Consider the following 20,385-nt stretch of genomic DNA (forward strand, 5'->3'; position numbering starts at 1 on the left):
TGTTATAAACGAAGCGGCGAACAGGACATTTTTAGTACAGGACGTTTGGGGACGGGAGAGACACATGCGAATTAAACCTGACGATAACTGGCGCTGGTATTTTTGCGACGAGCATGACCGTATGATGCTCGATTTAGCCAATGGCATGTTGTTTCGTTCTCGTTTTGCCCGCCGAATGTTAACCCCGGACGCGTTTTCTCCATCGGGCTTTTGCGTTGACGATGCGGCGCTTTATTTCTCCTTTGAAGAAAAATGCCGCGACCTGATGCTCTCTAAAGAGCAGCGTGCCGAACTGGTATTAAATGCGCTGGTGGCTATCCGTTTCCTGAAACCGCAAATGCCGAAAAGCTGGCATTTCCTGCCTCACGGCATGGACTGGACGCCAGCAACGGGCGATGCGGCCAGCGTTAACCTGAGCGATACCGCCGAAGAGGTGAGTTTGTTAGTGGTTGAGCCGGGCGAAAACGCCGCACTCTGTCTGCTGGCGCAGCCCGGCGTGACGATTGCCGGGCGCGTAATGCAGTTAGGTGATGCGATCAAAGTCATGAATGACAGGTTGAAACCACAGCTGCGCGTCGATGCCTTCAGCCTCGAACAAGCGGTTTAAGCTTCCAGTTGTACCGACGTTTTCGGTACGCAGCTACAGCACAGGATTGTGCCGTCATTTCCAATTGCAGATTTTTTCAGCGCACTCACTTCTCCCTCCAGCAGCTTGATGCGGCAGCATCCGCAAATTCCCGCGCGGCAGGAATACGGTACGCGAATACCGGCTTGCTCCAGCTGCTCCAGTAAAACCTGCTGATTGTTGCCACGAATAACCTTGCCCTGCCAGTGAATATCCACCCCAGTGGCGACATTCGTCTCAACCTCGACCATTTCTTCTTCCTGGCCTGAGCCGTACACTCGCGCCGGCCCGCGGGCGAGAATTTCAACCTCATCGCCTACGCGGATTGCGCCGCTGGATCGCGGGATCAGGTTCTGGCCGAAATCGACATCGCCGATGTCCTTCGCGGTACGGAACGATTGCAGCGTTTTCAGCGGCTCGCCGGAAGGATGCTTTTGGCCTTTCTCAGGACTTACCGTGGTGAAAATGCAGCGGCTGCAGGGTTTGACGACATCAAAGATGACGCTGCCAATGCGGATGACTTTCCAGGTGTCTTCATCCCAGGCGTCCGCTCCGGTCACGACCAGATTCGGGCGGAACTGTTCCATCTGTACGCTGGCTTTACAGCGATTCTGTAAATCACGCAGAGACGCTTCGTTGGTGAGCAGGAACGGGAAGCCATCCGCGAAGGAGAGGGGAACGGCGTCGTGGCGCTTTACGCGACGCGTCAGTTCCGGCCCAACCCACCGCAGCTGCACGTCGCGGGAGAAGAAGCCGCTCAGCCAGCGGTTAATTTCATCCGGGGCGATGCGCGCGGTGAAATGGTTGCCCCATACTTCCGTTGGCGCGTCGACAGCCGCAAAATCCGCAAAGCGAATCACCGCGCTGGAACCGTCCGGCGCGGTCAGATGCAAACCGTCATGAAGCGGAGAAGGGGTAAAACGAACCATCTGAGGGAACTGGCGTGCGGTGATAAACGTACCGTCAGGCTCGGTGACCATAAAAATACGATCGAAGGCGAACCCGCTCATGTCTGCCAGCGCGTGAGTGACGCCGATGCCGCGCATGGATTTCACCGGATGAATAAAAAGCCTGGATAACGTCGCCACTGCACACTCCCTCGAATGAAAATAAGCCTTCAACTTTATGACATACACGCCATATTAGCTATAATGCGCGACAATTTTCTAAGAGTAAAAGTGACGATATGAATTCTCTGTTTGCCAGTACGGCCCGTGGGCTGGAAGAGCTGTTAAAAACTGAACTGGAAAGCCTGGGCGCGCAAGAGTGTCAGGTGGTTCAGGGTGGTGTCCATTTTGAGGGCGACACGCGGCTTATTTACCAGAGCCTGATGTGGAGCCGTCTGGCGTCGCGCATCATGCTGCCGATGAAGGAATGCAAGGTCTATAGCGACCTGGATCTCTACACCGGCGTACAGATGATCGACTGGACAGAGATCTTCACGCCTAACGCCACCTTCGCGGTGCATTTCAACGGCGTGAACGACGAGATCCGCAACAGCCAGTACGGCGCCCTGCGCGTAAAAGACGCCATTGTGGACTGCTTCACGCGTAAAAATAAGGAACGTCCGAACGTTGATCGCGAAAACCCGGACCTGCGTATCAACGTCTGGCTGAACGGCGACACGGCGAGCATCTCCCTCGATCTGAGCGGCGCGGGTCTGCACCTGCGCGGCTACCGCGATCGCACCGGTATGGCGCCGATCAAAGAAACCCTGGCCGCCGCCATCGTGATGCGCTCCGGCTGGCAGCCGGGCACGCCGCTGCTTGACCCAATGTGTGGCTCCGGTACGCTGCTGATTGAGGCCGCAATGCTGGCAACCGACCGTGCGCCGGGGCTGCACCGCGGCCACTGGGGCTTCAAAGGCTGGGCGCAGCACGACGAAGCGCTCTGGAAAGAGGTTAAAGACGACGCGCAGACCCGCGCGCGTAAGGGGCTGGCGGAGTATACCTCTCACTTTTACGGTTCGGATAGCGACCCGCGCGTAATAGAACGCGCGCGCAGCAACGCCCGTCGCGCCGGTATCGGCGAGCTGGTCACCTTCGAGGTGAAAGACGTGGCGAACCTGACCAACCCGCTGCCGAAGGGCCCGTACGGGACCGTAATCAGCAACCCGCCATACGGCGAGCGTCTGGACAGCGAGCCTGCGCTGATTGCCCTGCACAGCCTGCTGGGCCGCAATATGAAGGACCACTTCGGCGGCTGGAATCTGTCTCTGTTCAGCGCCTCGCCGGAGCTGCTGAGTTGCCTGCAGCTGCGTGCCGATCGCCAGTTTAAAGCGAAAAACGGCCCGCTGGACTGCCTGCAGAAAAACTACCATCTGGCAGAGAAAGCGGCGGACAGCAAGCCAACCGGCGTGGCAGAGGATTACGCCAACCGCCTGCGCAAGAACCTGAAGAAATTTGAAAAATGGGCGAAGCAGGAAGGGATCGAGTGTTATCGCCTGTACGATGCCGACCTGCCGGAGTACAACGTAGCGGTTGACCGCTATGCGGACTGGGTGGTGATTCAGGAATATGCTCCGCCGAAAACCATCGATGCGCAAAAAGCGCGCCAGCGCATGCTGGACGTCATTGCGGCCACCATTGCCGTGCTGGGGATTGCGCCGAACAAGCTGGTGCTGAAAACCCGCGAGCGTCAGAAGGGTAAAAACCAGTACCAGAAGATGGGCGAAAAGGGCGACTTTATCGAAGTGGGCGAATACAACGCTCGCCTGTGGGTGAACCTGACCGACTATCTTGATACCGGCCTATTCCTCGACCACCGCATCGCCCGCCGTATGCTCGGCCAGATGAGCAAGGGCAAAGATTTCCTCAACCTGTTTTCCTACACCGGCAGCGCCAGCGTGCATGCCGGTCTCGGCGGCGCGCGCAGCACTACCACGGTGGATATGTCCCGCACCTATCTCGAGTGGGCCGAGCGTAACCTGCGTCTGAACGGCTTAACCGGACGTCAGCATCGCCTGATGCAGGCCGACGTGCTGGGCTGGCTGCGCGATACCGACGAGCAGTTCGACCTGATCTTTATCGATCCGCCGACCTTTTCTAACTCCAAGCGCATGGAGGATAGCTTTGACGTTCAACGCGATCACCTGCGCCTGATGACCGACCTGAAGCGCCTGCTGCGCAAAGGCGGCACCATTATGTTCTCGAATAACAAACGCGGCTTCCGTATGGATCATGACGGCCTGGCAGCCCTGGGACTGAAAGCACAAGAAATCAGTCAAAAAACGCTGTCTCAGGACTTCGCCCGTAACCGTCAAATTCATAACTGCTGGTTGATTACCGCGGTCTGAAAGGAAAAATAAATGTCATTAATTAGTATGCACGGCGCGTGGCTCTCTTTCAGCGACTCACCGCTTCTCGATAATGCAGAGCTGCATATCGAAGATAACGAGCGCGTCTGTCTGGTGGGCCGTAACGGCGCGGGTAAATCCACGCTGATGAAAATCCTCAACCGCGAGCAGGGGCTGGATGATGGCCGCATCGTATACGAGCAGGATCTGATCGTCTCCCGCCTCCAGCAGGATCCGCCGCGTCATGTGACCGGCAGCGTGTACGATTTCGTGGCAGAAGGCATCTCCGAGCAGGCGGAGTACCTGAAGCGCTATCACGAGATTTCGCATCTGGTGATGACCGACCCGAGCGACAAGAATCTCAACGAACTGGCGAAAGTGCAGGAGATGCTCGATCACCACGGTTTGTGGCAGCTGGAAAACCGCATTAACGAGGTGCTGGCGCAGCTCGGGCTGGAACCCGACATGGAGCTGTCGGCGCTCTCCGGCGGCTGGCTGCGTAAAGCGGCGCTGGGGCGCGCGCTGGTCAGCGGCCCTAAGGTACTGCTGCTGGACGAACCAACCAACCACCTGGATATCGAAGCAATTGACTGGCTGGAAGGTTTCCTGAAAACCTTCAGCGGCACCATCATCTTCATCTCGCACGACCGTTCGTTTATTCGCAATATGGCGACGCGCATTGTTGACCTCGACCGCGGCAAGCTGGTCACCTATCCTGGCGATTACGACACCTATCTGCTGGAGAAAGAAGAAAACCTGCGCGTGGAAGAGCTGCAGAATGCGGAGTTCGACCGCAAGCTGGCGCAGGAGGAGGTCTGGATCCGCCAGGGCATCAAAGCCCGCCGTACCCGTAACGAAGGCCGCGTGCGTGCCCTGAAGGCGATGCGTCGCGAGCGCAGCGAGCGCCGCGAAGTCATGGGCAGCGCCAAAATGCAGGTGGAAGAGGCGTCCCGCTCCGGCAAGATAGTCTTCGAAATGGAAAACGTTAACTACCAGGTTGACGGCAAGGTGCTGGTGAAAGATTTCTCTGCGCAGGTTCAGCGCGGGGACAAAATTGCGCTCATCGGCCCGAACGGCTGCGGCAAAACCACGCTGCTGAAGCTGATGCTGGGCCAGCTGCAGGCCGACAGCGGTCGCATTCACTGTGGCACCAAGCTGGAAGTGGCCTACTTCGATCAGCACCGCGCGGAGCTGGATCCGGACCGCACGGTGATGGACAACCTCGCCGAAGGTAAACAGGAAGTGATGGTAAACGGCAAGCCGCGTCACGTTCTGGGCTACCTGCAGGACTTCCTGTTCCACCCGAAACGCGCCATGACACCGGTGCGCGCGCTGTCCGGCGGGGAGCGTAACCGTCTTCTGCTGGCCCGTCTGTTCCTGAAGCCAAGTAATCTGTTGATCCTCGATGAACCGACGAACGATTTGGATGTCGAAACGCTGGAATTACTCGAAGAGCTGATCGATGGGTATCAGGGAACCGTGATGCTGGTTAGCCACGATCGTCAGTTCGTGGATAACACCGTGACCGAGTGCTGGATCTTCGAAGGTGAAGGGCGAATTGGCCAGTACGTGGGCGGTTATCACGACGCAAAAGGGCAGCAGTCGCAGTCTCTGGCGCAGAAACAGTCGAAGTCCAGAACAAGTTCTGAACCTGCTGTAACAAAAGCAGAAACTGTCAAGAAAACCTCGGCTAAACTAAGCTATAACCTGCAGCGCGAACTGGAGGGGCTACCTCAGCGTCTTGAAGAGCTGGAGGCCGCGCTTGAGGAGCTGCAAGCGCAGGTTGCTGATGCCTCATTCTTTACCCAATCGCATGACTATACTCAGAAAGTACTGGCTGAAATGTCCGCGGCTGAAAAAGCCCTGGAAGAAGCATTTGAGCGCTGGGAGTACCTTGAGTCTCTGAAAAACGGCGCATAACAGGGATTAAATATGTGTGACCAGCACCATGCCGACAGGCATATATTATGCTCGCAATGCGATATGCTCGTGGCGTTGCCAGAGCTTGGTCACGGACATAAAGCCCAGTGTCCACGCTGTGGCGCGACGTTGACAACCGAGTGGGACGCGCCGCGGCAGCGTCCCACCGCTTACGCGCTGGCAGCACTGTTCATGCTGCTGCTCTCCAATCTCTTCCCCTTCGTCTATATGAAGGTAGGCGGGATGACAAGCCAGGTGGATCTGCTTGAAATCCCGGGCGTGATGTTCTCGGAAGATTACGCCAGCCTCGGCACCTTTTTTCTGCTATTCGTCCAGATAGTCCCGGCGTGCTGCCTGGTCATCATCCTGCTGCTGGTTAACCGCGTCAGGATGCCGTCACCGCTGAAAATCCGGCTCGCGCGCATCCTTTTTCAGCTCAAAAGCTGGGGGATGGCCGAGATCTTTCTCGCAGGGATACTGGTCAGTTTCGTGAAGCTGATGGCGTACGGCGACGTGGGGATAGGCAGCAGTTTTATTCCCTGGTGTCTGTACTGTGTCCTGCAGTTGCGTGCTTTCCAGTGCGTGGACAGGCGCTGGGCCTGGGACGATATCGCCCCGGCACCGACGCTCGCGCAGACGGTGAAGGTCGGCGTGCCGGGTATCCGCCAGGGGCTCCGTTCTTGTCCGTGCTGTACCGCCGTGCTGCCCGCCGATCTTGAGGTTTGTCCGCGCTGCGAAACGAAGGGCCATGTTCGCCGTAAAAATAGCCTGCAGTGGACGATGGCACTGCTGGTCACGTCCGTCATGCTGTATCTGCCCGCTAATATTCTGCCGATTATGATCACCGATTTGCTCGGCGATAAAATGCCCTCGACGATCCTCGCCGGGGTCATACTGCTGTGGAGCGAAGGATCCTATCCTGTCGCCGGCGTGATTTTCATCGCCAGTATCATGGTGCCCACTTTAAAAATGATCGCCATTGCCTGGCTCTGTTGGGATGCAAAAGGCCACGGAAAACGCGACAGTGAACGCATGCATCTGATTTACGAAGTGGTCGAATTTGTCGGTCGTTGGTCAATGATCGACGTGTTTGTGATTGCCGTTCTCTCTGCGCTGGTGCGGATGGGCGGTTTGATGAGTATTTATCCCGCGATGGGGGCTTTAATGTTTGCACTGGTGGTAATTATGACCATGTTTGCGGCCATGACCTTCGACCCTCGTTTATCGTGGGATCGTGAGCCTGAATCAAGCCATGAGGAAGAGTAAGAGCATGGAAAATAAGAGTGGAGAGGCGAAAGTGCAGAAGGTCAAAAACTGGTCGCCGGTGTGGATTTTCCCCATCGTGACCGCGCTGATCGGTGCATGGATCCTGTTTTATCACTACAGCCATCAGGGACCGGAAGTGACGCTGATTACCACCAATGCCGAAGGAATTGAGGGCGGTAAAACGACCATCAAAAGCCGTAGCGTGGATGTGGGCGTGGTGGAAAGCGCAACCCTGACCGACGATTTAACCCATGTGGAGATTAAGGCGCGTCTTAATGCCGGCATGGAAAAACTCCTGCACGGCGATTCTGTTTTCTGGGTGGTTAAACCGCAGGTGGGACGTGAAGGGATCAGCGGCTTAGGAACGCTGCTCTCAGGTGCCTACATCGAACTGCAGCCGGGTGCAAAAGGCAGCCAGCCGGCGCAGTACCAGCTTCTGGATTCACCGCCGCTAGCACCGCCTGATGCAAAAGGTATCCGCGTGATCCTCGACAGTAAAAAAGCGGGCCAGCTCACGGCGGGCGACCCGGTACTTTTCCGCGGCTATCGCGTGGGTTCGGTGGAGAAGAGCACCTTCGATCCTCAGAAAAGAGCCATTAGCTATCAGCTGTTCATCAATGCGCCTAACGATCGTCTGGTTACCAGCAACGTCCGTTTCTGGAAAGACAGCGGCATCGCGGTGGATCTGACCTCGGCAGGCATGCGTGTAGAAATGGGCTCGCTGACAACACTGTTTGGCGGCGGCGTGAGTTTTGACGTACCCGAAGGTCTGGACCTGGGACAGCCGGTTGCGGAGAACACCGCTTTTCGCCTGTTCGACGATCAAAAAAGCATTCAGGATGCACTCTATACCGATCACATCGACTACCTGATGTTCTTTAAGGATTCTGTTCGCGGCCTGCAGCCTGGGGCGCCCGTTGAGTTCCGCGGTATTCGTCTGGGGACGGTGGGACAAGTGCCTTACTTTGTTCCAGGCCTTAAGCAGATGCTTGATGATGATTACCGTATTCCGGTGCTGATCCGCATTGAGCCTGAGCGCCTGATCAACCAGATTGGTGAGAATCAGGATATCGGCGAGCACATCACCGACCTGATGAATCGCGGTCTGCGCGGCTCGCTGAAAACCGGTAACCTGGTGACCGGCGCACTGTATGTCGATATGGACTTCTATCCAAAAGCGCCGCCGATTACCGGTATGCGTGAGTTTGGTGGTTACAAGATCATCCCAACGGTAAGCAGCGGTCTGGCCCAGATCCAGCAGCGTCTCATGGAAACGCTGGATAAAATTAACAATCTGCCTCTGAACCCAATGATTGAGGCGGCGACAGGTTCGTTACATCAAAGCCAGGCGACAATGCAGCGCCTGCAGACCACGCTGGATAACATCAACAAGATAACTGCAAATCAGAGTATGCAGCAGCTGCCGCAGGATATGCAGAAAACGCTGCGCGAGCTGAACCGCAGTATGCAGGGCTTCCAGCCTGGCTCGGCGGCGTACAACAAGATGGTGGCAGATATGCAGCGTCTCGATCAGGTCTTGCGTGAACTGCAGCCGGTTCTGAAAACGCTCAACGAGAAGAGCAACGCGCTGGTGTTCGAAGCGAAAGATAAAAAGGATCCTGAGCCGAAGAGGGCGAAACAATGAAAAAATGGCTAGCGATTGCAGGAGCGATGGTACTCACGGCCTGTAGCTCCGGGAGCGAAACGAAAAGCTACTACCAGCTGCCTCTGGTGACGCAGGCGGTTACGCAAAGTTCCGCCTCGCAGGGCAACCGTCTGCTGTGGGTTGAGCAGGTCGCCGTGCCGGATTATCTGGCCGGCAACGGGGTGGTCTATCAGACCAGCGATGTACAGTACGTTATCGCCAACAACAACCTGTGGGCCAGCCCGCTGGACCAGCAGTTACGCAATACGCTGGTGGCGAATCTGGGCAGCCAGCTTCCGGGCTGGGTTGTTGCCTCCCAGCCTTTGGGAAGCGATCAGGACACGCTGAACGTCACGGTAACGGGCTTCCACGGCCGTTATGACGGTGCCGTTGTCATCAGCGGCGAGTGGCTGTTGAATCATCAGGGACAGCTGATTAAGCGTCCTTTCCATCTGGAGCTGAAGCAGCAGAAGGATGGCTATGATGAAATGGTGAAAGTGCTGGCTCAGGGTTGGGCGCAGGAGTCAGCCAGTATCGCCAGGGAAATTTCCCGGCTGCCATAAGTAAAATTCATCGTCAAAAACCGCAATCGGCCTGGTGCTGATTGCGGTTTTTTTTTCGTTTTTGCGTCAGGTTGTTACTTGTGCCGGGTCACAATTTTTGTACAAATGATCTTCTGGCTAGCTCACAAATATGACACCCGTATGAATTTTGAACATTGACGCTGGGACTAATTCAGGGTATTCGTTATCTGTGCCTGCGCATCTGGCGCGGACACTGTTTTCTTTCCACCAGACAAAAGAATGAGGGAAACGAGGCATGAAGAGACAGAAACGAGATCGCCTGGAACGGGCTCATCAACGTGGTTATCAGGCCGGCATCGCTGGACGTTCGAAAGAAATGTGTCCTTATCAGACGATAAATCAAAGGTCACAATGGCTTGGAGGCTGGCGAGAAGCCATCGGCGACAGGGCACTTATAGCCTGATAACGTCTCTTTAAAAAAAGAAACCTCCGCACTGCGGAGGTTTCGCCTTTCCGGGGTCGCTTAAAGCGATATCAGAACGCGGAAGTGTCCTGGAACAGACCCACTTTCAGGTCGTTCGCGGTATAGATCAGACGACCGTCTACCAGCACTTCGCCATCCGCCAGGCCCATAATCAGGCGACGGTTAACGATGCGCTTGAAGTGAATACGATAGGTGACTTTCTTCGCCGTAGGCAGAACCTGACCAGTGAATTTCACTTCGCCCACGCCCAGCGCGCGGCCTTTACCTTCACCACCCAGCCAGCCCAGATAGAAGCCAACCAGCTGCCACATGGCATCCAGGCCCAGGCAGCCAGGCATTACCGGATCGCCAATAAAGTGGCAACCGAAGAACCACAGGTCCGGGTTGATATCAAGTTCTGCTTCTACGTAACCCTTATCGAAGTTGCCGCCGGTTTCGGTCATTTTCACGACACGGTCCATCATCAGCATGTTCGGGGCCGGTAACTGTGGGCCTTTCGCGCCAAACAGTTCTCCGCGACCAGAGGCAAGAAGATCTTCTTTTGTATAGGATTCGCGTTTATCTACCATGTTCTCAGTAAGCCTTATTTTAGTGAAGGACGCAGGATAGCTAACACGTGTACGCTGAACAAGTCCGATCAGTTCGAACTGAACCAGCCCAGCCAGCGTAACGGCCATGGATAACGATGGCGAGCATCCTGCTGCGTCGCCTGAGCAATGCGCTCCTGGATAGTCTGCATCAAAGTTGTCTGACCTTCGCCATCCCAAACCAGGTTTGTCAGTAAGGGTAGTGCATCCTCAATCCCTTCGATGGCCCAGATGGCGAATTGTTCCTGTTCAACCGCGTCCAGAATATCCTGGCACAGGCTGAGATGGCGTACGTTAGGCGCCGGAATAATCACACCCTGTTTGCCGTTTAAACCGCGCTGCTGACAGACAGAGAAGAAGCCTTCAATTTTTTCGTTCAGACCGCCAACGGGCTGAGCACGACCAAATTGATCGACCGAACCGGTAATAGCAATGTTCTGGTTGATCGGCACGTCCGCCAGGGCGCTGATTAAGGCGCACAGCTCCGCCATTGAGGCACTATCGCCATCCACTTCGCTGTAGGACTGCTCAAACGTCAGCGAGGCGGAGAAGGGGATTTGCTGCTCAAGCTGCAGCTCAGACATCAAAAATGCCTGCATGATCATCATGCCTTTGGCGTGAATGTTGCCGCCCAGTTCGGCCTTGCGTTCAATATCGGTAAACTCGCCGTCGCCAATATGCACAACGCAGCTGATTCGCGAGGGTTCACCGAACGCGCGCGGATGGCCAGGAAACTCGATCACCGAGAGGGCGTTGATCTGCCCAACGCGTTCGCCTTCTGTCTCGACCAGAATTTGTTCCAGCAGAATTTCATCCTGCATGCGGTCAGCAAGATAGCCTTCGCGCCACTCTCGCTGCGCCAGCATCTGCGTGAGCTGTTCGCCAGTAAACGCACCGTTACCGCTGATCGTACCGACTTCACGCAGCTGCTTGCCGATCCAGAGCGGGCAGAGCGGCAAGGTTTCCTGGTCACCGGTATAGCGAACGGCTTCGCGGATTAAACCCGGCCACGCGTCGGCGGCAGGCGCTGGCAATGCGAAACGTTCCGCCACGGCCATCACCCACTGACACCACTGCGCCATGTCGTCCGCATCGGCAATCTGAATGTTGTCTTCGTATTCGCTGTAAACTGCCTGTTCGGCCAGTTCCGGCTCCATCTCCTGGAAGTCCGCCAGCGATTCGCGGTCACCCATCAGCACGACGGTCAGCGACAGCGGCATTGACGGCACGGAGACAGGAAGAGGACGAGACTCGTCGTAACCGACCCAGTCAAAGCGCTGTTGGGTCACAACGGTTTTCAGACGCATCCACAGCAGCGGCTGCGCGAGCAAAGTGCGCAGAGAGATGATGAGCACGCCTCCGTTTGCACGATGCACCAGCCCCGGCTGCAGGGAAAGCTCGCCGTTAAACTGGCGCAGACAGCCAAACAGCTGTTCAGCCTCGACCCAATTAGCGGTAATTACCTCGCCGTTAGTAGCAAAACGACCGTCGGCCTGGTCCGCCGGTCCGAAGGTAATATTATGCCCCGCGATACGATACTGGCCGCCAAATACCGCGGTGGTGTCTGGCCGCAGCTGGCGCGTGGCATCCCCAAGCAGCGACAGATATTCCGCTTCTTCCGGGGCTTTCAGCAGCATGAAGGGCGATGTCGCCCACGGGCTTAACGTCTGCTCCAGCGCATAATGTAAGCGTGGTTGCGTATCGCTAAGGATGAATTCGTGTTCTTTTGCGAGATCGGGCTGTGCAAACAGTTCCTGATAGCTCTCGGCATCCGGAACAAGGTCACGCCATGCTAGTTTCGTAATGGTCAAAGTTGATGTTTTTTAGTCAGATGTAAAAGCGTGGAGTATACCGTAAGCGGGGGGCTCTACCCAAGCAGGATTGGTGTTTCAGCAGGCGGATTGGCTGCAGTCACTCACAGGATATGATTTCTTTTCAGCAGATTGCTAAAAAACTGATATTCTGAACAGAGTTACGTGGTAACACTGAGATCGCAATGAAATATCAACAACTGGAAAATCTCGAAAGCGGCTGGAAATGGAAGTACCTGGTCAAAAAGCACCGTGAAGGGGAGCTGATCACCTGCTACATCGAAGCCAGCGCTGCGCAAGAAGCCGTGGATATTTTGCTGACCCTCGAAAATGAACCGGTACAGGTCAATGGCTGGATTGAGAAGCACATTAATCCTGCATTGTTAAACCGGATGAAGCAAACTATCCGCGCGCGACGTAAACGGCATTTTAATGCTGAGCATCAGCATACCCGGAAAAAATCCATCGATCTGGAGTTCGTGGTCTGGCAGCGTCTGGCCGGGCTGGCACAACGGCGTGGTAAGACCCTGTCGGAAACCATCGTGCAGTTGATTGAGGATGCCGAACATAAAGAGAAGTACGCCAACCAGATGTCGTCGCTGAAAAACGACCTTCAGGCGTTGTTGGGCAAAAAATAGATTTTTGTTTTCTTCAGACAATAAAAAACCCCGCATGGCGGGGTTTTTTTATAAGACGATAACTTATGCCGCTGGCTGAGTTACAACGTCTTTAACGCCTTTAACTTCGATCTCTACGCGACGATCTGGTGCCAGGCAGTCGATCAGTGCAGCGCGAGCTTTAACGTTGTCACAGGTGTTGCCAGTAACTGGGTTAGATTCGCCCATACCACGTGGGGAGATCTTGTTAGCTGGGATACCTTTAGAGATCAGGTAATCAACAACAGACTGAGCACGTTTCTCAGACAGTTTCTGGTTGTAAGCGTCAGAACCGATGCGGTCGGTGAAGCCCAGAACCACTACAGAACCGTCTTTAGGATCCAGGTTGCTCAGCTGGGTGTACAGCTGATCCAGTGCCTGCTGACCTTCTGGTTTCAGGGTCGCTTTGTTGAAGTTGAACAGAACGTCAGACTTCAGAGTGAAGTGCTTGGTCTGTACTTCTGGAGCTGGAGCCGGCGCTGGAGCAACAACTGGTGCTGCATCTTCCTGCTGGCCGAAACGGTAGGAAACACCTACGCTCAGCATGCCGTTGTCTGGACGAACGCCAACGGTAGCACCGTCACCGATGTTGTTAACCCACTGGTATTCCAGACGGGTAGCGATGTCACGGGTCATAGCCCACTCAACGCCACCAGCGAATACTGGGGAAACGCCAGTGTCATGGTCGTCGCCAGCGATGTTGTTGCTGGAGTCTGCACGCCATACCATGCCGCCCAGACGGGTGTACACGTCCAGATCGTCAGTTACTGGGTAACCCAGTTTAGCGGTCAGCTGAACGCCCTGAGCTTTGAAAGCGCCATTGATGGTGTCGCCTTTGTATGGCATACGACCTAACCAGTCGTAACCCATTTCAAAGCCAACATACGGGTTAACCTGATAGCCACCGAACGCACCTGCACCAAGCTGGCTCTCGTGAGTAGGGCCATCGTTGTTCAGGCTGCTGTTGTACCAGCCAGTGTCATGGAACTGAGACCAGCCCAGTTTACCACCTGCATACCAGGTATTATCTTTCGGAGCGGCCTGCGCTACGGTAGCGAAGCCAGCCAGTGCCACTGCAATCGCGATAGCTGTCTTTTTCATTTTTTGCGCCTCGTTATCATCCAAAATTCGCCATGAAGGTCTCAAGAGAGAATCACGGTTAAATCCTTCACCGGGGGGCGTGGTCAAATATAAATCTACCGATATCTTCGGCTTAGGCCGAGCACCCCTGGCGATGTAAAGTCTACAACGTAGCTGAAAACTTACAAGTGTGAAGTCTGTCAGGCATATGAAAAAAAAAGTTCCGTATACCTATTATTTAACATTTTTAGAACGAATTTTGTGCAATAAAATTAAGGAGAACCGCACCAGACAAGCCTTGCCGCAATTTTGAGGCCGGGAACTAAAACCGCATCCTGCGGTCAAAAAAAATTCCAGGAAAAATCTTAATTTCACTCAATGATACAAATTTGAGTGAATTTTTAGCCCAGAAAGTTGTCCTCTGCGATAAGAATCTGGACGAACCGGGCGCATGATAAACCCGATCGCATTCCCTTCTTCAGCCGCTTCGGTCAGACGAAAATGTTCCTCTTCCGTCAATTCTTCCGGTAACCACCCGATCACCACGCTGTAATTTCCGGTGCGTAGCGCGCGAATCATCGATTCGACGGTATCGCAGGGAGAAAGCTGGTTGATCTGCATAACCTTTGCCAGCGGCAGGCCCGCAGACTGCACCCATTGGCGGCTCAGTTTTTGCTGCGGCGTCAGCCAGAGCTGCCAGCGTGATTGCTGACCAAGCTGCTGTAATAACGGAAGCAGCAGGAGTTGGGTCAACAGAGGCTGGTCTTCACGGTAAACCACTTCACTAATAAGCCCCGTCGAAGCACCCCCAACGGTGTTCTGCGCGACAGTGCCCGCGGTAGAGGAGAGAGAAGTTGAGCGATTTGCATAGCCTGAAGTGTACATATTCATTCCAGCCCTGTAGTTACTGTATGGATATACAGTAACCCCTGTATGCATAAAGATCAACCTCATTTTCGGAAAGCGACTCGCAAAATTCATTCAATGTTGATGTCCTTCGAAAAATCATCTTGCTCAACGACGCTAAGTTGCCTATTTTCCTGCTAACGGATCCGCTAGTAAGAAATTTCGTTGTTACTTTATGATTTTGAAGGGAAATATCATGAAAAAGATATCTTATGAACGGATTTATAAATCCCAGGAATACCTGTCACCACTGGGTGAAATTCATCATCGCGCGCTGTTCGGCGGCTATACCCTGGCAGTGGATGATGCGGTTTTTGCCATGGTGTCAGAAGGTGAGCTCTACCTCCGCGCCTGTGAAGAAAGTGCGAAATACTGTGTGAAAAATGCCGCGTCTTTTTTGACCCTTATGAAGCGGGGCCGTCCGGTGCTTCTCAACTATTACCGGGTGGATGACGGGCTATGGCAGGACAGGGAGCGTCTGCTTCAGCTCTCCACTTTCGCACTTAATGCGGCAAGAAAAGAGCGTTACCAGCGGCATCAGCGCAATCGACTTAAGGACCTGCCAAACCTGACCTTTCAGCTGGAAGTGTTGCTCTTTGAAGCGGGCATCACCAACGAAGAAACACTGCGGGCGCTTGGCGCTAGGGAGAGCTGGCTGAAGATGCGGGAGAAAAATAAAGCGCTGAGTATCAAAGTGCTATTCGCGCTGGAAGGGGCGATCGAGGGGCTGCATGAGGCGGCACTCCCGGCCGGCATTCGCCGGGAGTTGACGGAGTGGTTTAATGCGCTGCCTGAGCCACTGGAGAATCACTCCTCCAGGTAGCGATTTGTTGTTGCAGCCGGCAAATTTCTGGCAGCAGGGCGATGAGCAGGCCAATCTGCTGTAACACCAGAGGCGCTTTGCTGTCGTTTCCGGGCTCAAGATGCGCAATACGTTGGGTAAGTTCATCCAGCGCCTGTCTCACGCGCGGTTCATCGGCTGGCCGGTGATGCAGTGCATCATCGACATAACAGACCGCGTCATCCAGCAGATTGAGGATGCCCGGGTTGGTGAGTTTTTCGCGATGGGCGCCCAGCGTGGAAATATAGCTGGTGAAGGTATGGTTCAGGCAGAGCAGCCGGAAAGCCGTCTCACGAATCTCGGCCGTGGCGCGAGGCTCCGTTGACATGTTAGATACCACCGAGGCCAGTTCCGCATCGCTGTTGTGCGCATCGCGGCGCGCTATCCGGTAAGCCAGGCGGTTATCGCGGCCCTGATGATACTGCTCAAGGATGGCGTCCAGGTATCGGCAGTTGGCGTTCATAGCCCTGTCTAACACGCGCGGTAGATTACGGAAACGCCAGTCCGGCCAGATAAAGCTGACGGCGGCCCAGGCGATAGCGCAGCCAATCAGGGTATCGAGTACGCGGGGCAGGGCGACCTCGAACCCTTCACCCAGCAGGTTAAAGCAGAGCAGAACCAGCAGCGTGATGAACATTGTGGCATGGGCGTACTGCACGTTGCGAAACGCGAAGAACAGCACGCCGGTGATCACGATCAGGATCAGCTGTCCTTCAATGGACGGCACGAAATAGAGCACCGGAAGGCCGATCGCGACGCCGACCAGGGTGCCGATAATACGCAATGCCAGGCGGTGTCGGGTGGCGTTATAGTTCGGCTGACAGACAAACAGGCTGGTCAGCAGGATCCAGTAGCCGTGGTGCAAACCGGTTATCTGGATAAAAGCATACCCCACGCATAAGACCAGGGACATTCGCACCGCGTGACGAAACAGCGCCGACTCCGGCGTGAAGTTGCGGCTCAGCCTTAGCCACATATCGCTCACGCTGTGCACGCTGTCATCTGCAAGCTGGTTATCCACCTCGCTGCCCGGCAGTGCCATCGCCTGCTCGGACTCAATCGTCGCCAACTGAGCATCAATCGCCCGCAGGTTGTTGAGCAGAAAACCCAGCGCTTTGATCTGTTCCGGTGACGTTCCGCTGGCCTGCACGCGGTCGAGCGCCGCATCAAGATGGCTAAACACGCGTTCGAAGCGGGAGTCGTGCTGATAGGGCGTGCGCAAAAGAATGGAGCGCGCGAGCTGCTGGCATGCCTGTGACTGCATGGACAGCAGGCGCTGAAAGCGGAACATGACGTCGCTGTAGCGGAACTTCTCGCGCAGGGCGGCATACTGAACGTGTGAGGAGCTGGCGCGCTCATGAATGTCCTGAGCGGCAAAATAGTAGTGCAAGGTTCTGCGCGTGCCGCGCTGGCCGCGATCCCCGCGCAGACGGGTAAGCAGCGAGGCTTTCGTCTGGTTAAGGGTGGCGACCAGCTGGCCGTTTGCCAGCGCCAGATCGTAAAGCGGCGCCTGGCTTTCTTCCTCAATATCCGGGTCGAACAGCCGGGATTTCAGTTCCAGATAATGGGCTAGCTGCTCATAGCTGCGCGCAAGGTTATCCTGCAGAGGACGAACCGGGAAGATTAGGTGGCCGGTTAACGTCAGCAGGTTATACCAGATGGCGCCCAACAGCAGCAGCACAGGCTGCTGATACCACTGGTCGTACAGGGAAACGCCCAGCATGGTGTAGATGGCGATCAGCAGGGCCCCAAAGGCGATAGTGGCATAGCGCTGCCCCAGACCGCCCAGCAAAATAAACCCGCTGGTGGAAAGCGTCAGGCCAAGGGCAAACAGCCACGGCCAGGGGAAAAGTAACTCAACGGACGCGGAGGCGATAAAAAAACAGACGAGCGTAATGACCAGATTCCGCAAACGCCCGGCCAGGCGATCGTCCAGATCCGCCAGCGCTCCGGCCACCACCCCCAGCGTGAGGGGGATGGTGAGCTTGACATCATTCAGCCACCATGGCAGGGCAGCCGTGCCGCAAAGCGCGATAAATATCCTGACGTTGTAGAGCCAGGCGCTGTTCCAGGTATAACGGCGAAGCAGTGGACTTAGCATAAACGCGGCCAGTCCTTATTTACTGAAAACGACGACGTGCGTTCGCTTCACGCGCCGCCTGGGCCACTTCGACCGGAACCACCCTGCGCCCGACGGGCCAAAGGGCGATGGCGGCGATTTTAAAGTTCGCGAGCCCGACCGGAATACCAATTATTGAGATGCACTGCGCAATACCGGCAAAAATATGCATGATGCACAGCCACCAGCCGAAGAAAATCAGCCACAGAATGTTCAGCAAAGTTCCCCCCGTATTCATCAGGGCGCTTTTGCTCTCCGGGTTCAGCTCGTTAATGTGGATAGCTTCGTTACCGTAGGGGATGAACGAGAGTTTCGTGATTTCCCAGCAGGAACGGGTCAGGGGAAGGGTGAAGATCAGGACGATGCTCACCAGCGTGGCAAAAAGCCAGGAAAGGGTGGTGGCAAAACCGCCCAGCACAAAATTCAACACATTCAGAACGGTACGCATAAACCCTCACTTCCTTTCGATAAAATTAACGCCCAATGATTGTAACGTTTTTTTAGGCTGGAGCACCTTAAAACTGGCAGTTAAACTGTCAGGTAAATTATCTCTTCGTGGATTTGGCGGGACATGGAACTGAAAGCAACTTCTTTAGGCAAACGCTTGGCGCAACACCCCTATGACAGAGTTGTTCTGCTCAACGCCGGGGTTAAAGTCTCCGGAGAACGCCACGAATACCTTATTCCGTTTAATCAGCTTCTGGCTATTCACTGCAAGCGCGGGCTGGTGTGGGGCGAGCTCGAGTTCGTTCTGCCTGACGACAAAGTCGTGCGCCTTCACGGTACCGAGTGGGCGGAAACCCAGCGTTTCCACCATCACCTGAACGCGCTCTGGCAGCAGTGGAGCCACGACATGAGCGTGATTGCCGCTCAGGTGCTGCAGCAGGTGCTGGACGATATCGCGCAAAGCAACGCGCAGCAAACGTGGCTGACGCGCCAGCAGACCGCCGGTCTGCAGCAAAAGATTCGACAGGCACTTTCGGCGCTGCCGCTCTCCGTGACGCGTCTTGATGAGTTCGACAATTGTCGCGATGCCTGGCGTCAGTGCCAGGCCTGGCTGAACGATATGGATAAAAGCCGGCTGGCGCATAACCAGGCCTGGACGGACGCCATGCTCACCCAATACGCCGACTTTTTCAGTACGGTGGAGTCTTCACCGCTCAACCCTGCTCAGGCGCGCGCGGTGGTGAACGGCGAGCAGTCGCTGCTGGTGCTGGCGGGGGCCGGAAGCGGTAAAACGTCGGTGCTGGTGGCGCGTGCGGGCTGGCTTCTCACCACCGGGGAGGCCGTTGCCGATCAGATCCTGCTTCTGGCTTTTGGCCGTAAGGCGGCACAGGAGATGGACGAACGCATCCAGGAACGGCTGCACACCCGGGATATTACCGCCAGAACCTTCCATGCCCTCGCGCTGCATATCATTCAGCAGGGCAGTAAAAAAGTGCCTGCCATCAGTAAACTGGAAAACGACGCGCAGGCGCGACAGGCGTTGTTTATTAAAACGTGGCGTCAGCAGTGCAGTGAGAAAAAGGCGCAGGCGAAAGGGTGGCGTCAATGGCTGGAAGAGGAACTCAACTGGGAGGTGCCGGAGGGCAGCTTCTGGCAGGATGAAAAACTGGCGCGTCGGCTCGGCTCGCGTCTTGACCGCTGGGTCAGCCTGATGCGGATGCACGGCGGCTCGCAGGCAGAGATGATTGAAAGCGCGCCGGAGGCGATCCGCGATCTGTTTTCAAAACGGGTCAAGCTGATGGCTCCGCTATTGAAAGCCTGGAAAACCGCGCTGAAAGAGGAAAATGCCGTTGATTTCTCCGGTCTTATCCATCAGGCGATCGTCATTCTGGAGAAGGGGCGCTTTGTCAGCCCGTGGAAGCATATTCTGGTGGATGAGTTCCAGGATATCTCACCCCAGCGTGCGGCACTGCTCTCGGCGCTGCGGGCGCAAAATAAACATACCTCGCTGTTCGCAGTGGGGGACGACTGGCAGGCCATCTACCGCTTCAGCGGGGCGCAGCTTTCACTGACGACCGCCTTCCACCATTATTTTGGCGAAGGCGACCGCAGCGATCTGGACACGACATACCGCTTCAATTCACGGATTGGTGAGATCGCCAACCGCTTTATCCAGCAGAACCCGCATCAGCTGGCCAAGCCGCTAAACAGCCTGCGGGCAGGGGATAAAAAAGCGGTCACCCTGCTGGCGGATGACCAGCTGGAGCCGCTGCTGGACAAGCTCAGCGGCTATGCGAAACCCGATGAACGTATCCTGGTGCTGGCGCGTTATCATCACCTTAAGCCTGCTGCGCTGGAAAAAGCCGCTACCCGCTGGCCGAAACTGCAGCTTGAATTTATGACCATTCACGCCAGCAAAGGGCAGCAGGCCGATTATGTGATTGTGGTGGGGCTGAAGGAGGGCAGCGACGGATTCCCGGCTCCGGCCCGCGAGTCGGTCATGGAAGAGGCCCTGCTGCCGGTGCCGGAAGACTTCCCGGATGCCGAAGAACGGCGTTTGCTGTACGTGGCCATCACCCGCGCGCGTCATCGCGTGTGGCTGCTGTTCAATAAAGAGGAGCCATCCGTGTTTGTCGATATATTGAAGAGTATTGATGTGCCGGTGGCGCGGAAGCCATAA

At 55.6% G+C, this 20,385-nt stretch carries 17 protein-coding genes; 10 read left to right on the top strand and 7 right to left on the bottom strand.

Features of this window, described 5'->3' with window-relative positions:
* Positions 1-64 precede the first annotated feature (64 nt).
* On the top strand, positions 65-607 hold the full coding sequence (zapC, locus tag IB212_RS07885) for a cell division protein ZapC (protein ID WP_028012593.1): 543 nt from the start codon (positions 65-67) through the stop codon (positions 605-607).
* Here the strand turns inward: zapC and IB212_RS07890 are convergent.
* Positions 604-1,713, bottom strand: coding sequence for a YcbX family protein (locus IB212_RS07890; RefSeq protein ID WP_047364230.1), 1,110 nt, complete (start codon positions 1,711-1,713; stop codon positions 604-606). The two genes, zapC and IB212_RS07890, sit on opposite strands and share 4 nt — an antisense overlap.
* 98 nt (positions 1,714-1,811) lie before the next feature.
* On the opposite strand from IB212_RS07890, the gene rlmKL reads away from it, so the two are divergent.
* The 6 genes from rlmKL to rmf all read left to right on the top strand — a co-directional run bounded on the left by rlmKL (position 1,812) and on the right by rmf (position 9,738).
* Positions 1,812-3,920 carry a bifunctional 23S rRNA (guanine(2069)-N(7))-methyltransferase RlmK/23S rRNA (guanine(2445)-N(2))-methyltransferase RlmL gene (rlmKL, locus tag IB212_RS07895; protein ID WP_188245788.1) on the top strand — a complete coding sequence of 703 codons (2,109 nt, stop codon included), beginning with the start codon at positions 1,812-1,814 and terminating at the stop codon, positions 3,918-3,920.
* A gap of 12 nt (positions 3,921-3,932) precedes the next feature.
* Positions 3,933-5,840 carry an ABC transporter ATP-binding protein gene (locus tag IB212_RS07900; protein WP_028012596.1) on the top strand — a complete coding sequence of 636 codons (1,908 nt, stop codon included), beginning with the start codon at positions 3,933-3,935 and terminating at the stop codon, positions 5,838-5,840.
* A 12-nt stretch (positions 5,841-5,852) separates the two neighbouring features.
* The gene (gene pqiA, locus IB212_RS07905) at positions 5,853-7,106 is read left to right on the top strand and encodes a membrane integrity-associated transporter subunit PqiA (RefSeq protein WP_045630037.1); all 1,254 of its coding nucleotides are present in this window, start codon (positions 5,853-5,855) and stop codon (positions 7,104-7,106) included.
* A gap of 4 nt (positions 7,107-7,110) precedes the next feature.
* The gene (pqiB, locus tag IB212_RS07910; RefSeq protein WP_047364232.1) at positions 7,111-8,751 is read left to right on the top strand and encodes an intermembrane transport protein PqiB; all 1,641 of its coding nucleotides are present in this window, start codon (positions 7,111-7,113) and stop codon (positions 8,749-8,751) included.
* Positions 8,748-9,314 (top strand): membrane integrity-associated transporter subunit PqiC, encoded by a 567-nt coding sequence (gene pqiC, locus IB212_RS07915; RefSeq protein WP_028012599.1) that lies wholly within the window; start codon positions 8,748-8,750, stop codon positions 9,312-9,314. Before pqiB ends, pqiC begins: the two co-directional genes overlap by 4 nt.
* Before the next feature lie 256 nt (positions 9,315-9,570).
* A complete protein-coding gene (gene rmf, locus IB212_RS07920; protein WP_013097261.1) occupies positions 9,571-9,738 on the top strand; it encodes a ribosome modulation factor in 168 nt (55 codons plus the stop codon).
* Between the two features lie 71 nt (positions 9,739-9,809).
* On the opposite strand, the gene fabA is transcribed toward rmf, so the two are convergent.
* Entirely contained in the window at positions 9,810-10,328 is a 519-nt protein-coding gene (gene fabA / locus IB212_RS07925) for a bifunctional 3-hydroxydecanoyl-ACP dehydratase/trans-2-decenoyl-ACP isomerase (RefSeq protein WP_000227926.1), read from the bottom strand.
* 68 nt (positions 10,329-10,396) lie between these two features.
* Positions 10,397-12,157, bottom strand: a complete 1,761-nt coding sequence (locus tag IB212_RS07930) for a Lon protease family protein (RefSeq protein WP_188245789.1) — start codon at positions 12,155-12,157, stop codon at positions 10,397-10,399.
* A gap of 185 nt (positions 12,158-12,342) precedes the next feature.
* On the opposite strand from IB212_RS07930, the gene matP reads away from it, so the two are divergent.
* A complete protein-coding gene (gene matP / locus IB212_RS07935; RefSeq protein WP_023332611.1) occupies positions 12,343-12,795 on the top strand; it encodes a macrodomain Ter protein MatP in 453 nt (150 codons plus the stop codon).
* Positions 12,796-12,858: 63 nt separating this feature from the next.
* Here matP and ompA read toward each other — a convergent pair whose 3' ends face one another.
* Together ompA and sulA are read right to left on the bottom strand one after the other, a co-directional pair.
* Positions 12,859-13,914: a porin OmpA gene (gene ompA / locus IB212_RS07940; RefSeq protein WP_108780329.1), complete on the bottom strand. Its 1,056-nt coding sequence runs from the start codon at positions 13,912-13,914 to the stop codon at positions 12,859-12,861.
* A gap of 354 nt (positions 13,915-14,268) precedes the next feature.
* Positions 14,269-14,778 (bottom strand): SOS-induced cell division inhibitor SulA, encoded by a 510-nt coding sequence (sulA, locus tag IB212_RS07945; RefSeq protein ID WP_041910604.1) that lies wholly within the window; start codon positions 14,776-14,778, stop codon positions 14,269-14,271.
* 217 nt (positions 14,779-14,995) lie between these two features.
* On the opposite strand from sulA, the gene IB212_RS07950 reads away from it, so the two are divergent.
* Positions 14,996-15,622 (top strand): TfoX/Sxy family DNA transformation protein, encoded by a 627-nt coding sequence (locus IB212_RS07950; RefSeq protein ID WP_188245790.1) that lies wholly within the window; start codon positions 14,996-14,998, stop codon positions 15,620-15,622.
* Here IB212_RS07950 and yccS read toward each other — a convergent pair.
* Positions 15,579-17,741: a YccS family putative transporter gene (yccS, locus tag IB212_RS07955; protein ID WP_041910602.1), complete on the bottom strand. Its 2,163-nt coding sequence runs from the start codon at positions 17,739-17,741 to the stop codon at positions 15,579-15,581. The genes IB212_RS07950 and yccS overlap by 44 nt on opposite strands.
* 19 nt (positions 17,742-17,760) lie before the next feature.
* Entirely contained in the window at positions 17,761-18,207 is a 447-nt protein-coding gene (locus IB212_RS07960) for a YccF domain-containing protein (protein WP_188245791.1), read from the bottom strand.
* Positions 18,208-18,330: 123 nt separating this feature from the next.
* Between IB212_RS07960 and helD the strand changes: the two genes are divergently transcribed.
* The gene (helD, locus tag IB212_RS07965) at positions 18,331-20,385 is read left to right on the top strand and encodes a DNA helicase IV (protein WP_045261704.1); all 2,055 of its coding nucleotides are present in this window, start codon (positions 18,331-18,333) and stop codon (positions 20,383-20,385) included.

This window comes from Enterobacter sp. E12 (assembly GCF_014596715.2).
GTDB classification, from domain to species: domain Bacteria; phylum Pseudomonadota; class Gammaproteobacteria; order Enterobacterales; family Enterobacteriaceae; genus Enterobacter; species Enterobacter bugandensis.

Coding starts and splice junctions, on each gene's coding strand:
- sulA (WP_041910604.1), bottom strand. CDS start 14,778: ATGTACACTTCAGGCTATGCAAATCGCTCAACTTCTCTCTCCTCTACC.
- yccS (WP_041910602.1), bottom strand. CDS start 17,741: ATGCTAAGTCCACTGCTTCGCCGTTATACCTGGAACAGCGCCTGGCTC.
- IB212_RS07960 (WP_188245791.1), bottom strand. CDS start 18,207: ATGCGTACCGTTCTGAATGTGTTGAATTTTGTGCTGGGCGGTTTTGCC.
- matP (WP_023332611.1), top strand. CDS start 12,343: ATGAAATATCAACAACTGGAAAATCTCGAAAGCGGCTGGAAATGGAAG.
- fabA (WP_000227926.1), bottom strand. CDS start 10,328: ATGGTAGATAAACGCGAATCCTATACAAAAGAAGATCTTCTTGCCTCT.
- rmf (WP_013097261.1), top strand. CDS start 9,571: ATGAAGAGACAGAAACGAGATCGCCTGGAACGGGCTCATCAACGTGGT.
- ompA (WP_108780329.1), bottom strand. CDS start 13,914: ATGAAAAAGACAGCTATCGCGATTGCAGTGGCACTGGCTGGCTTCGCT.
- zapC (WP_028012593.1), top strand. CDS start 65: ATGCGAATTAAACCTGACGATAACTGGCGCTGGTATTTTTGCGACGAG.
- IB212_RS07950 (WP_188245790.1), top strand. CDS start 14,996: ATGAAAAAGATATCTTATGAACGGATTTATAAATCCCAGGAATACCTG.
- IB212_RS07900 (WP_028012596.1), top strand. CDS start 3,933: ATGTCATTAATTAGTATGCACGGCGCGTGGCTCTCTTTCAGCGACTCA.
- pqiB (WP_047364232.1), top strand. CDS start 7,111: ATGGAAAATAAGAGTGGAGAGGCGAAAGTGCAGAAGGTCAAAAACTGG.
- helD (WP_045261704.1), top strand. CDS start 18,331: ATGGAACTGAAAGCAACTTCTTTAGGCAAACGCTTGGCGCAACACCCC.
- pqiC (WP_028012599.1), top strand. CDS start 8,748: ATGAAAAAATGGCTAGCGATTGCAGGAGCGATGGTACTCACGGCCTGT.
- pqiA (WP_045630037.1), top strand. CDS start 5,853: ATGTGTGACCAGCACCATGCCGACAGGCATATATTATGCTCGCAATGC.
- rlmKL (WP_188245788.1), top strand. CDS start 1,812: ATGAATTCTCTGTTTGCCAGTACGGCCCGTGGGCTGGAAGAGCTGTTA.